Below are 20,367 nucleotides of genomic sequence, written 5' to 3'. Positions count from 1 at the left end.
ACAGTATCATATTATTTCGTTTGTGAGGCACTGCGACGCTCAGCAAGTAAGCGCCAGTCAATAAAGCCCTCTTGTAAACCTTTTAACAGCACTTCCGCTGTCCCCATATTCGTAGCAAGGGGGACTTGATAAACGTCACACAAACGCATTAACGCCGAAATATCCGGCTCATGTGGTTGCGCTGTCAATGGATCGCGGAAAAAGAGCACTAAATCCATATCATTGATGGCTATCATGGCACCAATTTGTTGGTCACCGCCAAGTGGACCCGAACGGAAGCGTGTAATCGTTAAATCCGTTGCTTCCATAATACGCAGTCCCGTTGTCCCTGTGGCAAACAACTCATGTTCAGCCAAAATTTGCTCATATGCTACTGAGAATTGCACGATATCATCTTTCTTTTTATCATGCGCAATTAAAGCGATTTTCATAAAAAAACGCTCCTATCTTATAATAAATTTTCTAAGCCGTAAACTAGTTCATTTAAGTCGACTACTTTTTCAATACATAATTTCACACCCGACATAAACGAAGCGCGATTATATGAATCGTGACGAATTGTCAGCATTTGGCCTTCGCCACCAAATAACACTTCTTGATGTGCAACAAGGCCTTGTAAACGTACGCTATGAATACGCATCCCTTCGATATCGCCACCGCGTGAACCTTGGATTGTTTCATGTTCCTCAGGATGCCCTTGTTTATGGGCTGGGCGATTTTGAGCGATTAACTGTGCTGTTTTGACACCTGTACCAGATGGTGCATCTAATTTTTGGTCATGATGTAGTTCGATAATTTCAACATCTGGCATATATTTCGCCGCTTCTGCCGCAAATTTCATCATTAACACTGCACCAATCGCAAAGTTTGGTGCGATAATTGCGCCTGTGCCATTTGCTTTCGCTAAATCCGTTACTTCTTGCAATTGCTCATCTGTAAAACCTGTTGTGCCGATAACTGGACGTACATGATGCTCGAGCAATGTTTTCGTATGTGTATAGACGGCTTTTGGTGTCGTTAAATCAACAAATACGTCCGGCTTGGTATCCTTGATTAACGCTTCTAAATCTGTATAAACCGCAACGTCATAGTTTTCTGGAAATTCACTATATGCTGTTAGGTTCATCGCAATCTCACGATGGTCCAATACAGCTACAAGCTCCATATCGGTCGCTTTCATTACGGTATGTACTGCTTCTTTCCCCATTTTACCTCGTGGTCCTGCAATTGCTACGCGAACTGTCATTATTTCATTCCTCCAATGTGTATGTATCCCCTTGTTATCGCTTAGAACGTAAAACGTGTCGCGATTAAGGTTGTCAATTATGTGTAAATAAACGATAATAGAAACCTATGAGCCAGCTGATAAACGGCTTACACATAGTGTACCAAAATTTTTTGTAGTCGTGTATGACTTGACTGAAAAATCATCTAGGAGGGACTTGTTTGAAACTCAAAAACATTGTGTTCATCATGCTAGGTGCTGCGCTTTACTCATTTGGTCTCGTTAACTTTAATATGGAAAACGAGCTCGGTGAAGGTGGCATTACTGGTGTCACACTAATTTTATACTTCGTCTTTAGCCTTGACCCCGCTTTAATGAACATCATCTTAAATATTCCGATGTTTATTATCGGCTGGAAAATTCTCGGACGTCGTTCATTTATTTATACATTAATTGGAACTATTTCTGTATCACTCTTTATTAAAGTGTTCCAGCATATGAACTTCCATATTGACCTACATGACGATATGCTTCTTGTAACACTGCTTGCTGGTGTCTTTTTAGGTGGGGGTCTTGGTATTGTATTCCGCTACGGGGGTACAACAGGTGGTGCAGATATTATCGCGCGTGTTGTTCATAAATATTTTGGTTGGTCGATGGGCAAGACGATGTTATTAATTGATGCCATTGTTATTTCTTTATCGATGTTGACGTATTTAAATGCACGTACAACAATTTATACGCTCGTATTTGTATTTGTTTGTGCAAAAGTTATTGATTTTGTGCAAGAAGGTGCATATGCTGCACGTGGCGCATTTATCATTTCAGGTGAATATGAAGCCATTGCTGCTAAAATTGCGAAACAACTTGATCGTGGTGTCACATTGCTACATGGGAATGGCTATTATACACGCGAAGAAAAACGCGTTATTTATTGTGTCGTTTCTAAAAATGAATTATTTAAATTAAAATCGATTGTGAATGGGATTGACCCACACGCGTTCATGAGTATTTCAGAAGTTCATGACGTTGCAGGTGAAGGCTTTACACTCGATGATAAAAAGCAACCAATCAACCGATAGACAAAAAACGACCGAATGTATAAAAATTTATACATTCGGTCGTTTTTCGTTATATTATCAAAAGACTTCATTATCATAATAAAATAAAAAAGGATGCCTCATAAGAGACACCCCATTGTATGAACTAGCGGAATGTACCGTAACCTACGATACGTTTGTTCCAGTAACCATCATAAAGGTTTGAGTATTTAACTTGTTTACCAGCAGCATGTAATAATTTATTGTTACCAGCGTAGATTGATACGTGTGATACACCGCCACCTGATGTGTTAAAGAATACTAAGTCACCAACTTGTAATTGTGATTTAGAAATTTTCTTAGATGCTGTGTATTGTGCACCTGATGTACGTGGAATTGATTTACCTAACGCATTGCGATATACATAACTAGTGAAACCTGAGCAATCAAATCCTGATGGTGTTGTGCCGCCCCATACATATGGTATGCCTAAGAAGCGTGCGCCATAAGAAATTGCTGAGCTAAAGTTTGAAGAATTTGATACTTGTGTAACTTTTTTAGAAGATAAATATTTAGCATTCATCCAACCTTTTTTACCTGAAGCTGTACCATATAGCCACGTTGCACCACCAACAACTTTTTTCTTTGTTACATTTACTTGTTTGCCTTGTTTTAATGTTTGAACTTTTGCAGATGTAGCACTTGCAGATTTACGCATGTTTAATGTACCATCTGAAGAGTTTACAAATAATTTTGCTTTGTATGCAATTGTTGTTGCTGCTTTTGCTTCAATTGAATCTACTGGTGAAAATGTTGTAGATGTAGTTACTACTCCTGATAGTCCTACTGTAAATGCTAGCGCTAGTGATGTCATCGTTTTTGTTAATTTCATAGTGTTTATGTTCTCCATTCATATTCGTTATTTTTTTTATATAATTAAGTTAGTATTTTTAAATGTTAGTTTGTGTTGCTTTTCACAATCATTACTTTACACAATAAACAATACGATAAGAGGTCAAAAACATTACAAAAATGTAACAAACATAATACATTATATGACGAATTTTGATATAAAACTGATTTTCGAATTAAATAAACATAAAAAAACATCAATTCCCATAATAGAAATTGATGTTTTTTTGATTAGTCTTCTCTGTTATTTCCCATACCTGTATACATTAGTAATAAACGTGCTAATTCCATAACAGCCGTTGCTGCTGCTGCAACATATGTCATCGCTGCGGCATTTAATACTTTACGAGCGGAAGCTTCTTCTTCATTGCGAATAATGCCTAATTCAACAATTTGGTTCATTGCGCGCTTAGAAGCATCGAATTCTACTGGTAATGTCACCAACTGGAATACCACACCGATTGCTAATAGGATAATACCGATTAACATTAGTGGTTGCCAAGAAGCAATCATCCCAATCATAATGAAAATCCATGAAGCATTTGATGAAATAGTAGCAGCAGGAACTAATTTAGAACGTACTGTTAAGAAATTATACGATTCTTTATGTTGAATCGCATGACCAACTTCATGGGCTGCTACTGCAGTACCTGCAACAGAGGCCTCATAAAAATTACTCTCTGATAAGCGAACAACGCGGTCAGTTGGATCATAATGATCCGATAACACGCCCGCTACTGGCTCCACGCGAACATTCTCTAAACCATTCATATCTAAAATACGACGCGCCACTTCTGCCCCCGTCATATTAGAAGTCGATTGAACTTGTGAATATTTTTTATATGTCGACTTCACTTTTCGCTGTGCATAAAGTGGTAATAACATTAAAACAGCGAAATAAACAATCATCATACCGATAGACACTGTTTACATTCCTCCTATATCATTCATAGTTCTATTGTATAAGGCGCTAGTACTTCCTCGCAACTAAAAGGCTTCGTTTATACACAAAAAGCGCAAGTAAAATACTACCAATTGATAGCCAGAATGTGAAATAGGCAATTCCGTTCATATACTCATTTAATACACTATAAATCGGCATTTGACCAAAAACATAATCAATGATTTCATTATGCAAGACGATAATCGCTGTAATGATAATATGCACCGGTTTAAAATCATATTTCGGTATGTACAGCAGTGCCTGTACTGCCATTAGCCCATGACTTGCAATGAGCATATACGCCTGCCAGCCCACATTGCCATCTAATTGAATGATTGTAAAGATATTCATAACAACAGCCCAAATTCCATACTTTACATTCGTAACGAGTGCTAATGCTTCAAATATGCGAAAATGGCGATCCATGAGCCAACCGACAATGGCAAAGCAGAAAAATAATGTCGCTGTTGGACTATCTGGTACGAAAAGCCAAAAGATTGGCGCAGTTTGTTCTAGCTGCCAACCGTACCAGATATAGCCATAAACTGTTCCACCAATATTAATGAGCAATAGTAAAACTAAAAACCATTTTGCGAATAATATATTTCGTATCAATTGCATCGTTCTCCCCCTTTATTTGATTATAGGTGAAAAGCGCCTACTTGCGTAGAAAAAGACAACTCAAGCTCAAAAAAGGAGCATAAGAAAAGAAGAGGCTGGGACAAAACACGCCATTTTCCTTTTTTAGCGTTCGCAATGAAAAAACCGGAACCGCGCTACAGCGCGATTCCGGTTTTTCTTATGCTCATATGAACGGTTGTTTTTATACGTATGTCAAAGCCTTTTCCTTTTACTTTCAATTGATAAATTGAGTTTGAATCTGTCCTAGTCTTTTTATTGCGCTGTCTCTGCTTCTAAATCGTTTAATAAAGCGGTTAGTTCTAAAAACTTGTCTTTATTGCCTGCATCGAGTGCTGCATCGATTTGCTGTAATAAATTACTATGTTGGAATTCATAGACGCTTTTCGATAACATTTTCTGCGCTACTTGCTTATCTTCCGACGAAATTTGCATATACGAAGAAATAAACGGATTCTCTTCTAGTACCGCTAAGTATTGTTCAGCTGGCGGTTGTTTCGGAAAGTTCAATTGAATATAAATTGCTTTTTCATTATTCATACGTAAATCATGGAACGATTTCTCTGGATCCGCTGTCATAATATTGCCTTTATAAAAGCGGAATGGGATACCACTTGATTCAGTCGTTGAAATAACGAGTGCACGCGGACAGTAATGCGCATCTTCTACAAAATGCACTTGGCTTAATAAATCATCATCGCCAATAATATAATTTAAAATCCATACGCATTCGCGACGTTTTAAATCAAAACGTTTTAAAAACCAACGGACAAATGTTTTTTTATCTTTGTTTGAAATAGATGTTTCCATTAATATCACTTCCCCAAATGATTATTGTTCATCAAAACGAGTAAGTAAATCTAGCCATTCTTGTTCTTCTGGCTGTAAGGCATTTAATTTTTTCGCCACTTCTTTCGCTTTATCATGCTGGCCATCTTCCAATAGGAAGTATACATACTTCTCTAAGAATAAAGCATCGTCATCATGATCTTGATACGCATTTGCATAATGTTTACTCGCTTTCTCATAATCCTCTAAGCGATCGTATGCAGCTGCAGCAAATGTAGATAATGTTGACCATTCAAAATCGATTGTGTGTAATCCTTCAACAATTTCAATAAGTTCTTCATCGCGTTCATCATTTGATAGCATTGACACAAGCGTTAACACCGCTTCCATATACTCTGGGTCTAATGCAATCGCTTGACGTAAAAATGCCTCTGCTTCTTCTGGTAAGCTATTTTTAATGGCCATTTTACCAGCAAATAAATACAGTTCCTTATCGTACTCATCTCTAGTAATACCCTCTTTGATTACTTCTAACGCCTTTTTATTGTTTTCTTGCATAGCATAGCTTTGCGCTAACAATAAGTATCCTGCGAAGTAGTCAGGGTCAAATACTTTCAAGTCTTCTAAATAGCGGATGGCTTGCTCATATTGCTCCGCTTGAAATGACGCATACGCCGCACCAAATAATAAATCGGCTGATGTCGTATCTTTTAGCGCATGCTGATAATAATGAAGCGCTTCTTCATACGAGCCGCCTTGGCGATGAACGTCCGCTAAGCGTTCGATAATACGAACCCCTGCAATTTCTTTATCGGTTGCATACACTTCTTCGTAAAGTCGTGCTGCTTCAGATAAACGGCCCATTTCCATCATTAATTCGGCTTTTGCGAATAATAATAACGGCTCTGCGGGAAGTAACTCCATCGCGTGATCAATATGACGCTCTGCTACCTCATATAGCCCTTGCATTTGATAATAATCCGCTAAAGCTAATAGCGCCTGTGGGTACTCAGGTGCATCTTCTTTGACGTCCATTAACATTTCAAGTGCTTCATCCTCTGCTTCAAGTTCCATTAAAACGGTTGCGCGGTCAATTTTCAACTGTGCTTCCTCTGGGAATAAATAAACAAGATGTGCATAAATTTCATCGGCTTGTTTTAAATAACCGAAGTTCATTAAGTAATCAGCCATTTCATATTGTTCGTTGGCATCGGCTGATACGAGTAAATCCTCGATAGCATGATGTAATGCATGTAAATCACCATTTTGAATGGCCTCAATAATTGGTTGTTGCGTGTTCATAATACTCACCTGATTCTACGAAATTTGTCATTCCTTTATCGTACAGGAGCGCATCTTTTTTCTCAAGAAAAATGCCTAAAAAGCACAACTTCGCTCATAACTATATCGAATCAGTGAATTTAAAGACATAAAAAGCAGAAATCATGCTCACGCACAACTCCTGCTTCTCATTATTGTAACGTTGATAAATCATCAAAGAATGTTGGATACGATACAGCAATACAATCCGCATCATCTAACGTAACATCACCATCTGTAATTAATGCTGCAATAGCACCCATCATTCCAATACGGTGGTCACCATATGTATGAAGTGTTGCACCATGTAGCGGTGTTGGTCCTTCAATAATCATGCCATCCTCTGTTGCAGTAATGTTTGCACCAAGTTTTGTCAGTTCATCAACAACCGCATCAATACGATTGGTTTCTTTTACTTTCAATTCTTCCGCATCTTTAATAATCGTTTTCCCTTGTGCTTGTGTCGCAAGAAGCGCAATAATCGGAATTTCATCGATTAATCGCGGAATAACAGCGCCGCCAATCGTTGTAGCCTTTAAGTTAGACGTTTTCACAACAATCTTACCGGTTGGCTCTGCAGCCGCTTCGTCATCGATTGTAATTGTCATATTGGCACCCATTGCTTCAAGTGCCTCAATAATACCTGTACGTGTTGGATTTAAGCCGACATTATGCAGTGTAATCTCACTCTCATTCGCTAGCGCGCCCGCTACTAAGAAAAAGGCTGCTGATGAAATATCACCAGGGACAGATACATGTGTTGCAGTAAGTTTTTGCCCACCTCTAAAAGTAATGACGCCATCTTTAGATGTAATGTCCGCACCAAACTGGCGTAGCATGCGCTCCGTATGGTCACGAGAAGGTTCCTGCTCACGAACAATCGTTGTCCCGTCTGCATTTAGCGCTGCTAATAAAATTGCCGACTTCACTTGTGCACTTGCTACAGGCATCGTGTAATCGATTGGTGTAAGTATTTTCCCTTGTACGGCAAGCGGCGTGTACTGACCATCTGCACGCCCTGTAATATGGGCGTTCATGTCGCGTAGTGGATTGATGACACGCTTCATTGGACGTTTACCAATTGAGGCGTCACCGTTTAACACGGCATGGACGGATGAGCCTGCTAATAGACCAAGCATTAGTCGCGTCGTTGTGCCTGAATTGCCGGTATATAAAATGTCGGTTGGCTCCTGCCACGCATCCATGCCATCGCTTGTAATCGTAACATTTGTATCATCAAGCGTGATATCGACACCGAGTTTACGGAAGCAATCGATTGTGCTCAAACAATCATCACCTAGTAAAAAGCCTTCCACCGTTGTTGTACCTTTTGCAATCGCACCAAACATTACCGAACGATGCGAAATAGATTTATCTCCCGGTACAGTAATCGTCCCCTTCAATGAAGGTTTTTTAAATTGTAACGTTTTAGACGTCATTAAAATTCCTCCTCGGTTACGCAATATAATATTCGTATGGGCTACGTGTTTTAATGCATTCAGCCGCACGATTACGGTCCTCTTCACTCGTAAAGCTTACGACTAAAATACCGAATACATCTTCACGCGTTTCAACGATTCGAATATTGGTAATACTAATGCGTTCTTGTGCAAGTAATGCCGTTACTTCCGCAATACTACCAGGATGATCAGGTACGTCAATATATAAATCATACGTCGAGAACATCGCTCCTTGCGTTAATGGTAAGTCATCACGGAAGTTCTTTGCCCCTGCAAAAAACGCGGTAATTTCTTCTTCATTGTCACGCTCGATAATCGCTTCAACCCGAGTCATCTCCGCCTGCCAACGATGAAGTTGTTCTAATATATGTTTCTTATTTTGCTGTACAATATCGCTCCACATTTGTGGCTCTGAGGCAGCGATTCTTGTCATATCACGAAAACCACCCGCAGCTAATTGTTTCGTTAACTTGTTTCCGTCGTTTTCTTCGGATAATTGATGCACAAGTGATGCGGCAACAACATGTGGAAAGTGTGACACAATCGACGTCATATGGTCATGCTCATCGGCATCAACAACCATCAATTTCGCATTTGTTAACTTTAATAGCTCATGAAGCTGGTCGACATGTGCAGGGTTTTCACCTGCTAATGGTGTCAGCATATAATATGCATTTTCAAATAAAATTGGTTTTGCCGCAAGCACTCCACTTTTATGTGATCCTGCCATTGGATGTCCACCAATAAATGAAATGCCTTTCGCTTGTAACTCACTCGCCTTATCCATAATTAAACTCTTTGTACTTCCCGTATCAGAAACAATTAAATTCGGCGGAAGTTCCCATGATTTTAATTTTTCCATCCATTCAAGCGTAGCATTGACAGGCGTTGCAAAAATACACACATCTGCATAACGAATTGCTTGCTGTGGATCTAGCGTCGTTTCATTAACAACACCTAACACTTTTGCACTTTGAAGCGTATCTGGATTTGCATCATAACCGATCACCCAGTTTTGCGGTGATTTTTGTAGAGCGAGCGCGATGGAGCCGCCAATGAGTCCGAGCCCTACGATCAGAACGGTTTGTCTCAAGCAAGTACGCCTTTTTTCGTTAAGATATCTTCCAGTTGTGCAAGTAATCCAGCATTTTGTTGTTCAGTGCCAATCGTAATACGTAAATAATTTGGTACGCCAAGTGCCGCACCGCTACGAACGATATAACCGCGAGACATTAACTCTTGGAATACTTCATTACTATCTGCTTTAATTTCGAATAAAATAAAGTTTGTTTCAGATGGGTAATAATCTAAGCCGTGTTTTTCACAAAAAGCAATATATTGTTGCTTACCTGCTGCATTAATTGCGCGACATTTTTCAATATAACCTGTATCACTTAGAGCAATTGGAATAATCGCTTGTGATAACACAGTGTTGTTAAATGGTCCACGAACAGGATCTAATTTACGCACTAATGCTTCTTGACCAATCGCATAACCAACGCGGAAAGCCGCAAGACCGTATGCTTTTGAGAATGTACGCATTAACAGCACATTGCTATACTGTTTATAAAGTGGTAATGTATCTGCATAATCTGGGTCCATCACATATTCGACATACGCTTCATCTAATACGACTAAAACATCTTCTGGTACTTTTGCTAAAAAGTTTTGAATCGCAGCAGTTGGTGTAATACCACCTGTTGGATTATTCGGGCTACATACCCATACAACCGATGTTTGATCATCAATTGCCGCAAGCATTGCATCTAAATCATGTTCACGATTCGCATTTAATGGTACTTCACGTACTTCAGCGCCTTCGATAACCGCATTTAATTTATATTGTGAGAATGTTGGTGTTGCCATCACTGTATTCGTTTCTGGTGATAAAAGCGCGCGGCAAATAATGCTAATTAACTCATCTGAGCCATTGCCGAACAATAAGTCTTTTTCTGCAACACCGGCATGGTTAGCCACAGCTGTACGCATATCTTGTGCGTAACCGTCTGGATATAGCGCAAAATTAAAATCGGTATTTTTTAAGAATGCATTTACTTTTGGTGAGCATCCTAGTGGATTTTCATTTGATGCTAATTTTGTAATTTCATCTAAACCAAATTCACGTTTTACCGCGTCAATCGGCTTACCTGGTTCATATGCTTTTAATCCTTTTACTGTTTCTTTCCATTTCATCAAAATCGCCTCTTTATAAATTGTTTATTTCACTAAATCCGGTCGTAATTTTACGGCTTCATTTAAGTAAATATGCTGTATATCTTTTTGTGCTACAGTTGTTTCGACATGTACCATCAAGCGGATGCAAAGCGGCAAAGCGCCTTCTACATTCATCTCATGCATACACATAACAGGTACATAATCCCAGCCGTCATATGTACGTACTGCTTTTGCTGGGAATGCGGCTGTAATATCCGGTGTCGTCGTCGCAATAACAGATGCTACATCTGCTGCATCAACATCATTCGCTGCAATAATCGCATGTAATAGCTTCGTTGTTTCTGCTAATACAAGAGCTGCATCATTTTGAGCTACGGTAATGGCTCCTCGAATTCCTCGAATCATTTCTCCACCTCCTGTAAAAGTGCACGTAAGCGCGCATCTGTTTGACGCGCTTCTTCGGCTGAAATTTTCTGTACAAATGGCTCCCCTACTTCGTTTAGTAATACAAATTGTAGCTCGCCATACTCGACTTTTTTATCTTTCATCATATACGTCAGTAGCTCATCGAATGAAAACTCGTGCACGGCTTCAAATGGATACGCACTACGTAGCGCAAACGCAAATACCTCTTTCGTGAACTCATGTGTCAGCTTACTATGATTTTCTCCGAGTAACAGTGCGTACACGATACCAATCATGACCGCTTCACCATGTGCTACTTTTCCAAAGCCAGACGCCGCTTCAATTGCGTGACCGTATGTATGACCAAAGTTTAAAAACTTACGCACTGAATGCTCTTCCTCATCCCGCTTGACGATGTCCGCTTTGACGCGAATGCCATTTTCAAGCTGCTGTTCAAGTTCTTGCTGTTTAAAATCATAAACAGTATGTTGCAATAATTGTTCAAGCCATTGTTTATTCGAAATCAATGCATGTTTTACCGTTTCTGCCATTCCAGAGCGCACTTCACGTTTTGGTAATGTCTCTAAGAAACGAATATCATATAACACGGCTTCTGGCTGATAGAAAGCGCCAATCATATTTTTACCAAGTGGATGATTAATTGCTGTTTTACCGCCTACTGCTGAGTCATGTGCTAAAATTGTCGTCGGAATTTGCACGAATGGCACACCGCGCATAAACGTCGCTGCTACATACCCTGTTAAATCTCCTACTGCACCGCCACCAAAAGCGAAAATCATCGTTTTACGTGTCGCTTTTTGCTCAAGTAAAAATGTTTGTACAGCATAGTAATTTTCGAATGTTTTACATGCTTCCCCAGCTGGCATCACATGCACTGTAAAATCATAAGGGAATACGTCTGTAAAGGTTTGCTTATGTGCCGCCCAAACATGTTCGTCCGTTAGCACAATTAGCTTATCCGCCTTGTTGATTTTGTCATCAATCGTCGCGACAGCCTCCGTTAAATTACGGTTGCCAATCACTACTTCATATTGGTGAGAAGGCGTTTCAACAGGTATTTTCATGACTTAAAACTCCTTCGCGTATTGTTTAATATCATCAATTTGTTTTTTCAGTTGTGGAAATTGATCCGCATGGAATTGATCTAGTAATGCTTTCGCGATTTCAAATGCAATGACATGCTCTGCCACAACAGATGCTGCAGGCACTGCACAGGCATCACTGCGCTCAACACTCGCTTTAAATTCCTCTTTTGTTTCGATGTCCACTGATTTTAATGGTTTATATAATGTTGGAATTGGCTTCATAACCCCACGTACAACGATTGGCATACCTGTAGACATTCCGCCTTCAAGACCACCTAAGCGATTTGTACGACGTGTATAGCCTTGCTCTTCATCCCAAATAATTTCGTCATGCACTTGAGAGCCTGGCACATGTGCCGCATCAAAGCCAATCCCGAATTCAACACCTTTAAAAGCATTAATTGATAGCATTGCTTGTGCTAATTTCCCGTCTAATTTACGGTCATAATGGACATATGAACCAACGCCTGCTGGCATCCCTTCTACGACAACTTCGACAATGCCGCCGATTGAATCGCCCGCTTTTTTCGTAGCATCAATTAATTCCACCATTTTAGCTGAAGCCTCTGCATCTGCACAGTAACAAGCATCCTCTTCAATAATGGCACGAATTTCTTCTACAGATTTGCCAGCAGTTGCAGCCTTATCTGCTTCTACACCACCGATTTCTGTTACGTAGCCAACAATATTAATGCCTAACTCTGCTAATAATTGTTTTGCTACTGCACCAACAGCGACACGTACCGTTGTTTCACGTGCTGATGAGCGTTCTAAGACATTTCGTAAATCGCGGTGACCATACTTCATCCCACCAACTAAATCTGCATGTCCGGGGCGTGGACGTGAGATTTGACGTTTAATTTCTGAAGGATCGATATCTTCAGCTAACGGCTCTGCACCCATAATTTTTGTCCAGTGCGACCAGTCATCATTTGTTACAACAAGTGCGACCGGTGAACCTAATGTTTTACCGTGACGTACACCTGATGTAATTTCCACTGTATCGGTTTCAATTTGCATACGACGACCACGACCGTGACCACCTTGACGACGTTTTAACCCTTTATTAATATCTTCTGCTTTTAATGGTAATAATGAAGGAAGCCCCTCAATAATTGTTGTTAATTGCGGTCCATGTGACTCGCCTGCTGTTAAATATCTCATATTAAACACTTTCTCCCTTCAACGCATTAAATTATATGTTTTTCACTATAACATATTTTTTCGTAAATTACAGTACTAATTCCTATTATACACATAAATTGACTGAACTTTTTAATAATTTTAACGTGTTATTTTTTTGTAGCATAGTTTGTAAGAGCTTACATATTCGTGAAATTAAAAAAACGAGAAATTGTATATTGCACAAATTCTCGTTTAAATGTTGTTTTATTATTTTTTTCGGTAGAAGAATGTATCCTCAATTTCAAAATCATAACGTGCTGGATTAAAGATTTGCTCCGTACTGCCAACAAATAGCACACCACCTGGACGTAATGCTTTACTGAAGTTTGTATAGATTTGATCCTTTGCTTCCTCAGTAAAATAAATCATGACGTTACGACAAACGATTAAATCAAAATTACTATCATACTTATCTTTTAATAAATTATGATTTTTAAACGTCGTCGTTTGCTTAATATCATTCGATACTTTATAAAACGAGCCATCCTGTGTGAAATATTTAGATTTCATATTGGCTGGTACTTCTGCTAATGAGCGTTCTGGGTAAATACCCGCTTTCGCTTTCGCAATCGCATTATTATCTAAATCCGTCGCCTGAATCGCAATTTGTGATAACGGTACATGATTAGATAATACCATTGCTAATGAATAAGGCTCTTCTCCAGTCGAGCATGCCGCACTCCAAACTTTCAAGCGCTTATTATCTTTTAACAGTCTCGGGAAGATTTTTTGCTGCAATACTTCCCAACGCTTGCCGTTACGATAAAATTCTGAAACATTAATCGTCATACGGTCTAAAAATTCATCAAGTAACGCACGGTCGGCTTCAATGCCTTGATAAAAATCAACAAAACTTTTAAAGCCTTTCTTTTCATAAAGCGATGTTAAACGTCGTTTCATTTGCGCTTCTTTATATAAAGCTAAATCGATGCCTGTTTTTCGTTTAATGCTTGCCACAAACTGTTCATAATCTGTCATATGCATTCGTTTCCTCTCCTAAAGTCCTATGTCTATTATACTGTATGATGACCTATAAAAAAAGCACACTATCCGAAAAGATAGTGTGCTTTCAAGCGAAGCGTTATGCTTCTACTTATTCAAAAGTCGAATTAGTGTAATTCGTTTTCGTTGAAGAATAAGCCGATTTCACGTTCAGCTGATGCTAAAGAGTCAGAACCGTGGATTACGTTGTGTGATACTGTAGTTGAGTAGTCACCGCGGATTGTTCCAGGAGCTGATTCAGATGGGTTAGTAGCGCCCATCATAAGACGTGCTACAGAAATAACGTTTTCGCCTTCCCATACCATAGCAAATACTGGACCAGAAGTGATGAAATCAGTTAATTCACCGAAGAATGGTTTTTCAGCGTGCTCTGCGTAGTGTTTTTCAGCAAGCTCTTGAGAGATTTGCATAAGTTTAGCACCTTTAAGTACGAAACCTTTACGTTCGAAACGATCTACGATATCACCGATTAATTGACGTTTAACGCCGTCTGGTTTAACCATTAAAAATGTTGTTTGGATAGCCATGTTTAATTACACTCCTTCAAGTTATATACAGGTTTTGAACCCAAAATAAATAGTATCATTGAATAAAGCAAGATTCAACAAATTATATGCAGAATCGCTTAAAATTTACGTTTCCCCATGTATAAAGCGATATCTCGTAATGATTTCTTCACTTTATTGTCAGGTAATGCGTCAATTTCACGCAATGCTTTTGCTAAATATAAATCGCTTACGTGCTGTGCGCGCTTTATCGCATCAGACTTACGCATCAGTCTCAGCATATCTTGGCGCTGTGATTCAGTCATTGAACCATCAAGTGCCTTTTCCATTAACGGACGAATTGCTGCATCACTACGTGCATAGAGTGCCGGCAACGTAACATTCCCTTGCATCAAATCACTGCCTGCTGGTTTACCGAGCTTTTTATCTGTCGATGTGAAGTCTAAAATATCATCGATGATTTGAAAGCTCATGCCAACATAATAGCCAAAACGCTCTAAATGCCAGGCAGTACGTGCATCCGTCCCCCCAGCAATCGCACCTAAGCGACAGCTTGAGGCAATTAAGATGGCCGTTTTCCGCTTAATACGACGGAAATAATCACGTAAGTTTTGGTCGAGTGTACGTTTATCTTCGACTTGTAAAATTTCGCCGATACAAATCTCTACCATCGTTTTTGACAGTACTTGATGCGCTTCTGCTTCATCAATATACGTCATATGTTCTAATGCTCTCGCAAAAATAAAGTCGCCGTTATACATCGCAATGCGATTGTTAAACTGTGCTTTAACTGTTGGACGACCTCTTCGCATTTCTGAATTATCAATGACATCATCATGCACTAACGACCCCATATGGATAAGCTCTAGCGGCACCGCTACATGCTTAACCTTTTGGATATCGTATTGTCCGAACTTAGCTGCTAGCAAAACAAAAACTGGGCGAAGACGTTTCCCCCCAGCTTGTAATAGATGTAGAGAAGCTTCATTCAGAAAGTGTGAAGACGAGCCCACCGCTTTTTCTAATTCTTTTTCGATGACATCGATATCTGACTTTAAGTCAGCATAAAGCATTTTTAGCTTCATCTTTTCCACTTGAATACCTTCTCTCGCCTATTGCTGTTTTTTATAGCCAATGTGCACCGCTGCTGCGCCACCGCTATATGGTTTGTATGTGACGTTCTCCATACCTGCTTTTTCGAACATTTTTTTCAGTTGTTTGACACCTGGGAATACGTTCGCAGATTCTTGTAACCAAGAATATTCTTTGAAGCTTTTCGCAAATAATTTCCCAAATACAGGCATAACATAATGGAAATAAAAGCGGAATAGTTGACGGTAGCCTGGAATTTCTGATTGGGATGTTTCAAGGCAAACTACTTTACCACCCGGTTTTACAACACGATTCATTTCGCGTAATGCTTGTAAATAATCTGGAACATTACGAAGGCCAAAACCAACTGTTACATAATCAAATGTATTATCTTCAAAAGGTAACTCCATTGCATTCCCTTGAAGTAAGGTAATGTTGTCGATATCCTTTGTTTTTTCAATGCCAACGTTTAACATGTTTTGGCTAAAGTCTAGACCATATGCTTCTCCTGTTGGTCCAACAGCTTCAGACATTGCTATCGTCCAGTCTGCCGTACCACAGCATACATCAAGCGATTTAGAGCCAGGTTTTACTGCCATACGCTCCATCGTATCTTTACGCCATAATTTATGCAATTGGAAACTGATGACCGAGTTCATCGTATCGTAACTGCCTGAAATATTTTCAAAAACTTCATGTACACGTTGTTCTTTCGTTTGTGCCATTGTGTCAACCTTCTCTCAAATTAATTCGTTTTTAGCTCATGAATGCGACTTACAATCCATTCTTTCACATCATCATGCACTAGTGGAGAAGTGGAAACAACATTTTCATACGTTGTAGCGAGCATCTCTTGTGCTTGTCGTAATAACGCTTCTACGTCATCATGGTGTGTCGCTAACGCTTTATAAAAGAGCGTAGTTTCGCCTTTTGACAACGCAGCTAATTCCTCTGCAAGTCTATTAAGTAATAAGCCATTTTCAGCAAATGGAATGTATTGTTCAAGATGATAGTGTTTGAAGAAATGACGAATTGAATCGCTTTCAATTGTCGTCAGCATCTGTAACCACACATCCATCGTTTGCTGTGCGTTTTCATAGAGCTTCGTTTTCTCCTCACTTATTGTAGCAACAGCTTCGGTAATTGTGCGAATCAAAAGCACATCCCCTACTTCAGCAAGCGTCGCATAATAAGCACCACTATACAAATCCCCTGCTAATACAGCCAGTTGTTGTGCCTTTGATGTTGCGTCAAATTCTTCAATTAATTCATGCGTATTAAGTGCCGCTAAATTAATAGCGACCCCTATTGCCGCAAGGTCTTGCTTATCTGACCAACGCTCGCCATTGAGTGCTGGTAATAATAAATAAAATAATTCATCATCTGAAACAACGGGTTGACCTGTATATTCAAGGAGCGTTCTATGATGCAATTTCATGAAAATGTTTTGTTTAAATTGTGCTACTCGTTGCTCGATAGTTGTTGCAATCATAAAATTTCTCCATTCAGTTCATTTCGTTGAAACCTATTTTTTGGGACCGCTATGTGCTACGCCATGTGCTGTTTGAATTTCCGCTTTACCACGAATTTTCATCGCAGACGTATTATCTGTAAATTGTGCAATCATTACTTCACCATTATCTAGCTTTTCAGCATGATGAAATTTTGTATCATCACCGCGTGTTAGACCGATAACATGAACGCCATCTTCCTCAGCGCGAATAACAACATAATCGTTTTGTGCCATGCCTTCCGTCTCCTTCTAAAATAAAAATTTGCTCTTTTTATCATACCATAAAAAGAGACCTGTTTTAAGACATTTGAATGAATGAAAGAATTTCAGAACGTTTCACTTCATCTGTTTCAAAAATTCCTTTCGCAACCGTTGTAATCGTTTTTGCACCTGGTTTTTTAATACCGCGCATCGTCATACACATATGCTCTGCTTCGATTAAAACATAAACACCTTTTGGATTTAATTTTTCCTCTAGCACCGTTGCTACTTCTGCTGTAATACGTTCTTGTAATTGAGGGCGGCGTGCAACTGTATCGACCGTACGCGCTAATTTACTTAAACCTGCTACAACACCATTTTGTGGAATATAAGCTACATGCGCTTTGCCGTAAAATGGCACAAGATGATGTTCGCACATTGAGAAGAATGGAATATCTTTCACTAAGACAACTTCATCATGCCCTTCATGAAATACCGTTTCAAAGTACTCACGTGCATCTGTATGAAGCCCTGCAAACATCTCTGCGTACATTTTTGCAACACGCTTCGGTGTATCTTCTAAGCCCTCACGAGTCGGATCTTCACCAACAGCTTCTAAAATCATCGTTACAGCTTGCTTAATTTTATCTAAATCAACTTTGTTATCTGTATGTTCTGTCGTGTTTGTCAATGTTTCGTTCCTCCATTAAAAGCAATACATTTCTCAAACTAGATGTTAGCATAATGATAGGCCACAAGCAAAGTTTCATTACATGAAAACAACAGAAAATTGCAACTTCAGGAAAATTCATTTATGTAATTAAAAAAGCGTTTCGCTAATTCACGAAACGCCACATTTCTATAAAACAAAAAAAGAACAGCTTTTGCTGTTCTTTTTTATGTAATACGCAAAATTAGCCTTTGACAGCATCTTTAAGCGCTTTACCTGGTTTGAAAGCAGGTACTTTGCTTGCAGCGATTTCGATTTCTTCGCCTGATTGTGGGTTACGACCTTTACGAGCCGCACGTTCACGTACTTCGAAGTTACCAAAACCGATTAGTTGTACTTTATCACCTTTTGCAAGTGCATCTTGGATTGTTTCAAATACAGCTTCAACTGCTTTGCTCGCATCTTTTTTAGAAAGTTCTGCAGCTTCTGCAACAGCATTTACTAGTTCTGTTTTGTTCATACTAGTCACCTCCTCTCAACGGTTGTCAAAATCATGTAAAAAGATTATCACACTCTAATATTGCTATGCAACCATATTTATACTCCTTTTACCGACTTTCATCAACTTTAATCCTCATTCATCTAAAATAGACCTTTTAACCTATCAATAAACTTGCGATAGCGCTGTTTCTACGCGTTTTCGACTGTTTTATTCATATTTTTATTATGTTCGATAAAACATCTTTTTTGCAACTAAAAAAGGTTGATTTGGAAAAATATTTTTTATACCAAAATACTTTTACGAATGAAAAAATCCATTATTGGAAAAAATAACCTTTATTTATTTATATACGAAATCGAACATACGTTCATATATTACGAACAAATTGTATAAAATAGTATAAATTATCCGCTTTTAAATGTTTTTTTAGTGGATAAAAGTTTGTATTATCCGTTTTTCATATTTTAACAATTTTATAGCAAAAAAATAAAATGGTAGTTTTAGAGACGTCGAAAATCGTTGAACTACTGATATATCAACGTTTCTTCTCTTTTTCGCTTCAGATAATAGCGCTATTTTTTTAGGTCATTTGCATTAGTTATTTTATTTTCGCATACAAAAAAGCTAGCAAAAATATTTTTTTGCTAGCTTTTTTTATCGCATTAATTATTATAAATTTCATCCATTTCACGTTTCTTCATGCGCAGCATTAGATCATCGACCGCATCAAGTGGTGTCTTATCTTCAAATAACACACTATATAATGCAGCTGAAATCGGTAGTGCGACATCGTATTTTTCAGCTAATTGATGTGCTGCTTTCGCTGTGCGTACGCCTTCTACGACCATACCCATTTCATCTAAAACTTGCTCAAGCTTTTTCCCTTCGCCAAGCATAAAGCCAGCGCGGTAATTACGTGAGTGTACCGATGTACATGTAACGATTAAGTCACCCATACCTGTTAAACCCATAAATGTTAAAGGCTTCGCGCCCATTTTGACGCCCAAACGTGAGATTTCAGCAAGGCCACGCGTAATCAGTGCAGCCTTCGCATTATCCCCGTAGCCAATACCATCAACAGCACCTGCCGCTAAGGCAATGACATTTTTAAGAGCGCCACCGACTTCTACGCCAATGACATCTGGATTTGTATACACACGGAAATATTGATTCATAAATAAATCTTGCACACGCTCAGCAGCTACTAAGCTTTCACAAGAAGCTGCGACAGTTGTTGGATGCTGTTTAACAACTTCTTCTGCATGACTCGGTCCAGATAATACAACAAGGTCTTCAATAACAGATGCCGGTAACTCTTCTCGCATAATTTCTGAAATACGTAAAAGAGAGCCTGGCTCAATTCCTTTTGACACATGAACAAATAATACAGGCTTATCTAATGTTTGCATCATTTTTTGACATGTTTCACGAATACCTTTTGTTGGAACGGCCATTACAACAATTGAAGCATGCTCGATTGCTTGTGCCATATTCGCTGTTGCGTGTAGATTCGCTGGTAATGTAACGTCTTTCAAGTATTTTGCATTGGTATGATGTTCATGAATTTCTGTTGCCTGATCCTCTCGATGTGACCAAATCAATGTATCATGTCCATTATCTGCTAACACTGTTGCAAGTGCAGTTCCCCAAGAACCGGCACCTAATACCGTTACCTTCTCCAT

At 39.0% G+C, this 20,367-nt stretch carries 23 protein-coding genes; 1 reads left to right on the top strand and 22 read right to left on the bottom strand.

Going from position 1 to position 20,367, the window contains the following annotated elements:
- Positions 1-11: 11 nt before the first annotated feature.
- Complete coding sequence (gene mgsA / locus ACFSY7_RS06350; RefSeq protein WP_380147240.1) at positions 12-431, bottom strand: methylglyoxal synthase; 420 nt, start codon at positions 429-431, stop codon at positions 12-14.
- Between the two features lie 17 nt (positions 432-448).
- Positions 449-1,246 carry a 4-hydroxy-tetrahydrodipicolinate reductase gene (gene dapB / locus ACFSY7_RS06345; protein ID WP_020189623.1) on the bottom strand — a complete coding sequence of 266 codons (798 nt, stop codon included), beginning with the start codon at positions 1,244-1,246 and terminating at the stop codon, positions 449-451.
- 200 nt (positions 1,247-1,446) lie between these two features.
- Between dapB and ACFSY7_RS06340 the strand changes: the two genes are divergently transcribed.
- Positions 1,447-2,307 (top strand): YitT family protein, encoded by an 861-nt coding sequence (locus ACFSY7_RS06340; protein ID WP_020189622.1) that lies wholly within the window; start codon positions 1,447-1,449, stop codon positions 2,305-2,307.
- 124 nt (positions 2,308-2,431) lie between these two features.
- On the opposite strand, the gene ACFSY7_RS06335 is transcribed toward ACFSY7_RS06340, so the two are convergent.
- From ACFSY7_RS06335 to ACFSY7_RS06240, 20 genes are all read right to left on the bottom strand, one after another.
- A complete protein-coding gene (locus tag ACFSY7_RS06335) occupies positions 2,432-3,157 on the bottom strand; it encodes a C40 family peptidase (protein WP_380147239.1) in 726 nt (241 codons plus the stop codon).
- A 251-nt stretch (positions 3,158-3,408) separates the two neighbouring features.
- Entirely contained in the window at positions 3,409-4,089 is a 681-nt protein-coding gene (locus ACFSY7_RS06330; protein WP_044527275.1) for a zinc metallopeptidase, read from the bottom strand.
- 58 nt (positions 4,090-4,147) lie between these two features.
- Positions 4,148-4,741, bottom strand: coding sequence for a DUF1405 domain-containing protein (locus ACFSY7_RS06325; RefSeq protein WP_126990658.1), 594 nt, complete (start codon positions 4,739-4,741; stop codon positions 4,148-4,150).
- Positions 4,742-5,014: 273 nt separating this feature from the next.
- Positions 5,015-5,569 (bottom strand): ReoY family proteolytic degradation factor, encoded by a 555-nt coding sequence (locus ACFSY7_RS06320; protein ID WP_380147238.1) that lies wholly within the window; start codon positions 5,567-5,569, stop codon positions 5,015-5,017.
- Positions 5,570-5,590: 21 nt separating this feature from the next.
- On the bottom strand, positions 5,591-6,850 hold the full coding sequence (locus ACFSY7_RS06315) for a tetratricopeptide repeat protein (protein ID WP_020189617.1): 1,260 nt from the start codon (positions 6,848-6,850) through the stop codon (positions 5,591-5,593).
- 170 nt (positions 6,851-7,020) lie between these two features.
- Positions 7,021-8,307, bottom strand: coding sequence for a 3-phosphoshikimate 1-carboxyvinyltransferase (gene aroA / locus ACFSY7_RS06310; RefSeq protein ID WP_380147237.1), 1,287 nt, complete (start codon positions 8,305-8,307; stop codon positions 7,021-7,023).
- 16 nt (positions 8,308-8,323) lie between these two features.
- Positions 8,324-9,421 (bottom strand): prephenate dehydrogenase, encoded by a 1,098-nt coding sequence (locus tag ACFSY7_RS06305; protein ID WP_126990660.1) that lies wholly within the window; start codon positions 9,419-9,421, stop codon positions 8,324-8,326.
- Positions 9,418-10,521 carry a histidinol-phosphate transaminase gene (hisC, locus tag ACFSY7_RS06300; RefSeq protein ID WP_380147235.1) on the bottom strand — a complete coding sequence of 368 codons (1,104 nt, stop codon included), beginning with the start codon at positions 10,519-10,521 and terminating at the stop codon, positions 9,418-9,420. Before hisC ends, ACFSY7_RS06305 begins: the two co-directional genes overlap by 4 nt.
- A gap of 24 nt (positions 10,522-10,545) precedes the next feature.
- A complete protein-coding gene (aroH, locus tag ACFSY7_RS06295) occupies positions 10,546-10,908 on the bottom strand; it encodes a chorismate mutase (protein ID WP_020189614.1) in 363 nt (120 codons plus the stop codon).
- The gene (aroB, locus tag ACFSY7_RS06290; RefSeq protein WP_380147234.1) at positions 10,905-11,993 is read right to left on the bottom strand and encodes a 3-dehydroquinate synthase; all 1,089 of its coding nucleotides are present in this window, start codon (positions 11,991-11,993) and stop codon (positions 10,905-10,907) included. The genes aroH and aroB overlap by 4 nt, the downstream gene beginning before the upstream one ends.
- A gap of 3 nt (positions 11,994-11,996) precedes the next feature.
- A complete protein-coding gene (aroC, locus tag ACFSY7_RS06285) occupies positions 11,997-13,178 on the bottom strand; it encodes a chorismate synthase (protein WP_020189612.1) in 1,182 nt (393 codons plus the stop codon).
- Positions 13,179-13,406: 228 nt separating this feature from the next.
- A complete protein-coding gene (locus ACFSY7_RS06280; RefSeq protein WP_380147249.1) occupies positions 13,407-14,177 on the bottom strand; it encodes a CheR family methyltransferase in 771 nt (256 codons plus the stop codon).
- A gap of 131 nt (positions 14,178-14,308) precedes the next feature.
- On the bottom strand, positions 14,309-14,728 hold the full coding sequence (gene ndk / locus ACFSY7_RS06275) for a nucleoside-diphosphate kinase (RefSeq protein WP_380147233.1): 420 nt from the start codon (positions 14,726-14,728) through the stop codon (positions 14,309-14,311).
- A 98-nt stretch (positions 14,729-14,826) separates the two neighbouring features.
- Positions 14,827-15,801 (bottom strand): heptaprenyl diphosphate synthase component II, encoded by a 975-nt coding sequence (hepT, locus tag ACFSY7_RS06270; RefSeq protein ID WP_380147232.1) that lies wholly within the window; start codon positions 15,799-15,801, stop codon positions 14,827-14,829.
- 18 nt (positions 15,802-15,819) lie between these two features.
- Positions 15,820-16,524 carry a demethylmenaquinone methyltransferase gene (locus tag ACFSY7_RS06265; protein WP_020189608.1) on the bottom strand — a complete coding sequence of 235 codons (705 nt, stop codon included), beginning with the start codon at positions 16,522-16,524 and terminating at the stop codon, positions 15,820-15,822.
- Positions 16,525-16,544: 20 nt separating this feature from the next.
- Positions 16,545-17,291 (bottom strand): heptaprenyl diphosphate synthase component 1, encoded by a 747-nt coding sequence (locus tag ACFSY7_RS06260; RefSeq protein WP_126990664.1) that lies wholly within the window; start codon positions 17,289-17,291, stop codon positions 16,545-16,547.
- Positions 17,292-17,324: 33 nt separating this feature from the next.
- On the bottom strand, positions 17,325-17,546 hold the full coding sequence (gene mtrB / locus ACFSY7_RS06255; RefSeq protein WP_126990665.1) for a trp RNA-binding attenuation protein MtrB: 222 nt from the start codon (positions 17,544-17,546) through the stop codon (positions 17,325-17,327).
- A 64-nt stretch (positions 17,547-17,610) separates the two neighbouring features.
- Positions 17,611-18,204 carry a GTP cyclohydrolase I FolE gene (folE, locus tag ACFSY7_RS06250; RefSeq protein ID WP_020189605.1) on the bottom strand — a complete coding sequence of 198 codons (594 nt, stop codon included), beginning with the start codon at positions 18,202-18,204 and terminating at the stop codon, positions 17,611-17,613.
- Between the two features lie 223 nt (positions 18,205-18,427).
- Positions 18,428-18,703, bottom strand: coding sequence for an HU family DNA-binding protein (locus ACFSY7_RS06245; protein ID WP_020189604.1), 276 nt, complete (start codon positions 18,701-18,703; stop codon positions 18,428-18,430).
- Positions 18,704-19,347: 644 nt separating this feature from the next.
- Positions 19,348-20,367 (bottom strand): NAD(P)H-dependent glycerol-3-phosphate dehydrogenase, encoded by a 1,020-nt coding sequence (locus ACFSY7_RS06240; RefSeq protein ID WP_126990666.1) that lies wholly within the window; start codon positions 20,365-20,367, stop codon positions 19,348-19,350.

Origin of the sequence: Kurthia populi, assembly GCF_042686175.1 — a bacterium.
Lineage (GTDB): Bacteria > Bacillota > Bacilli > Bacillales_A > Planococcaceae > Kurthia > Kurthia populi.
Note: the sequence above shows the minus strand (reverse complement) of the source record. Positions and strands in the feature narration are given on the sequence as shown.

What these genes read in the sequence shown, in the direction of transcription:
- ACFSY7_RS06245 (WP_020189604.1), bottom strand. Translation starts at nt 18,703, where the DNA reads ATGAACAAAACAGAACTAGTAAATGCTGTTGCAGAAGCTGCAGAACTT.
- ACFSY7_RS06325 (WP_126990658.1), bottom strand. Translation starts at nt 4,741, where the DNA reads ATGCAATTGATACGAAATATATTATTCGCAAAATGGTTTTTAGTTTTA.
- dapB (WP_020189623.1), bottom strand. Translation starts at nt 1,246, where the DNA reads ATGACAGTTCGCGTAGCAATTGCAGGACCACGAGGTAAAATGGGGAAA.
- ndk (WP_380147233.1), bottom strand. Translation starts at nt 14,728, where the DNA reads ATGGCTATCCAAACAACATTTTTAATGGTTAAACCAGACGGCGTTAAA.
- ACFSY7_RS06320 (WP_380147238.1), bottom strand. Translation starts at nt 5,569, where the DNA reads ATGGAAACATCTATTTCAAACAAAGATAAAAAAACATTTGTCCGTTGG.
- ACFSY7_RS06265 (WP_020189608.1), bottom strand. Translation starts at nt 16,524, where the DNA reads ATGGCACAAACGAAAGAACAACGTGTACATGAAGTTTTTGAAAATATT.
- ACFSY7_RS06240 (WP_126990666.1), bottom strand. Translation starts at nt 20,367, where the DNA reads ATGGAGAAGGTAACGGTATTAGGTGCCGGTTCTTGGGGAACTGCACTT.
- aroH (WP_020189614.1), bottom strand. Translation starts at nt 10,908, where the DNA reads ATGATTCGAGGAATTCGAGGAGCCATTACCGTAGCTCAAAATGATGCA.
- aroB (WP_380147234.1), bottom strand. Translation starts at nt 11,993, where the DNA reads ATGAAAATACCTGTTGAAACGCCTTCTCACCAATATGAAGTAGTGATT.
- mgsA (WP_380147240.1), bottom strand. Translation starts at nt 431, where the DNA reads ATGAAAATCGCTTTAATTGCGCATGATAAAAAGAAAGATGATATCGTG.
- aroC (WP_020189612.1), bottom strand. Translation starts at nt 13,178, where the DNA reads ATGAGATATTTAACAGCAGGCGAGTCACATGGACCGCAATTAACAACA.
- hisC (WP_380147235.1), bottom strand. Translation starts at nt 10,521, where the DNA reads ATGAAATGGAAAGAAACAGTAAAAGGATTAAAAGCATATGAACCAGGT.
- ACFSY7_RS06260 (WP_126990664.1), bottom strand. Translation starts at nt 17,291, where the DNA reads ATGATTGCAACAACTATCGAGCAACGAGTAGCACAATTTAAACAAAAC.
- ACFSY7_RS06315 (WP_020189617.1), bottom strand. Translation starts at nt 6,850, where the DNA reads ATGAACACGCAACAACCAATTATTGAGGCCATTCAAAATGGTGATTTA.
- ACFSY7_RS06335 (WP_380147239.1), bottom strand. Translation starts at nt 3,157, where the DNA reads ATGAAATTAACAAAAACGATGACATCACTAGCGCTAGCATTTACAGTA.
- aroA (WP_380147237.1), bottom strand. Translation starts at nt 8,307, where the DNA reads ATGACGTCTAAAACGTTACAATTTAAAAAACCTTCATTGAAGGGGACG.
- ACFSY7_RS06280 (WP_380147249.1), bottom strand. Translation starts at nt 14,177, where the DNA reads ATGACAGATTATGAACAGTTTGTGGCAAGCATTAAACGAAAAACAGGC.
- ACFSY7_RS06330 (WP_044527275.1), bottom strand. Translation starts at nt 4,089, where the DNA reads ATGATGATTGTTTATTTCGCTGTTTTAATGTTATTACCACTTTATGCA.
- mtrB (WP_126990665.1), bottom strand. Translation starts at nt 17,546, where the DNA reads ATGGCACAAAACGATTATGTTGTTATTCGCGCTGAGGAAGATGGCGTT.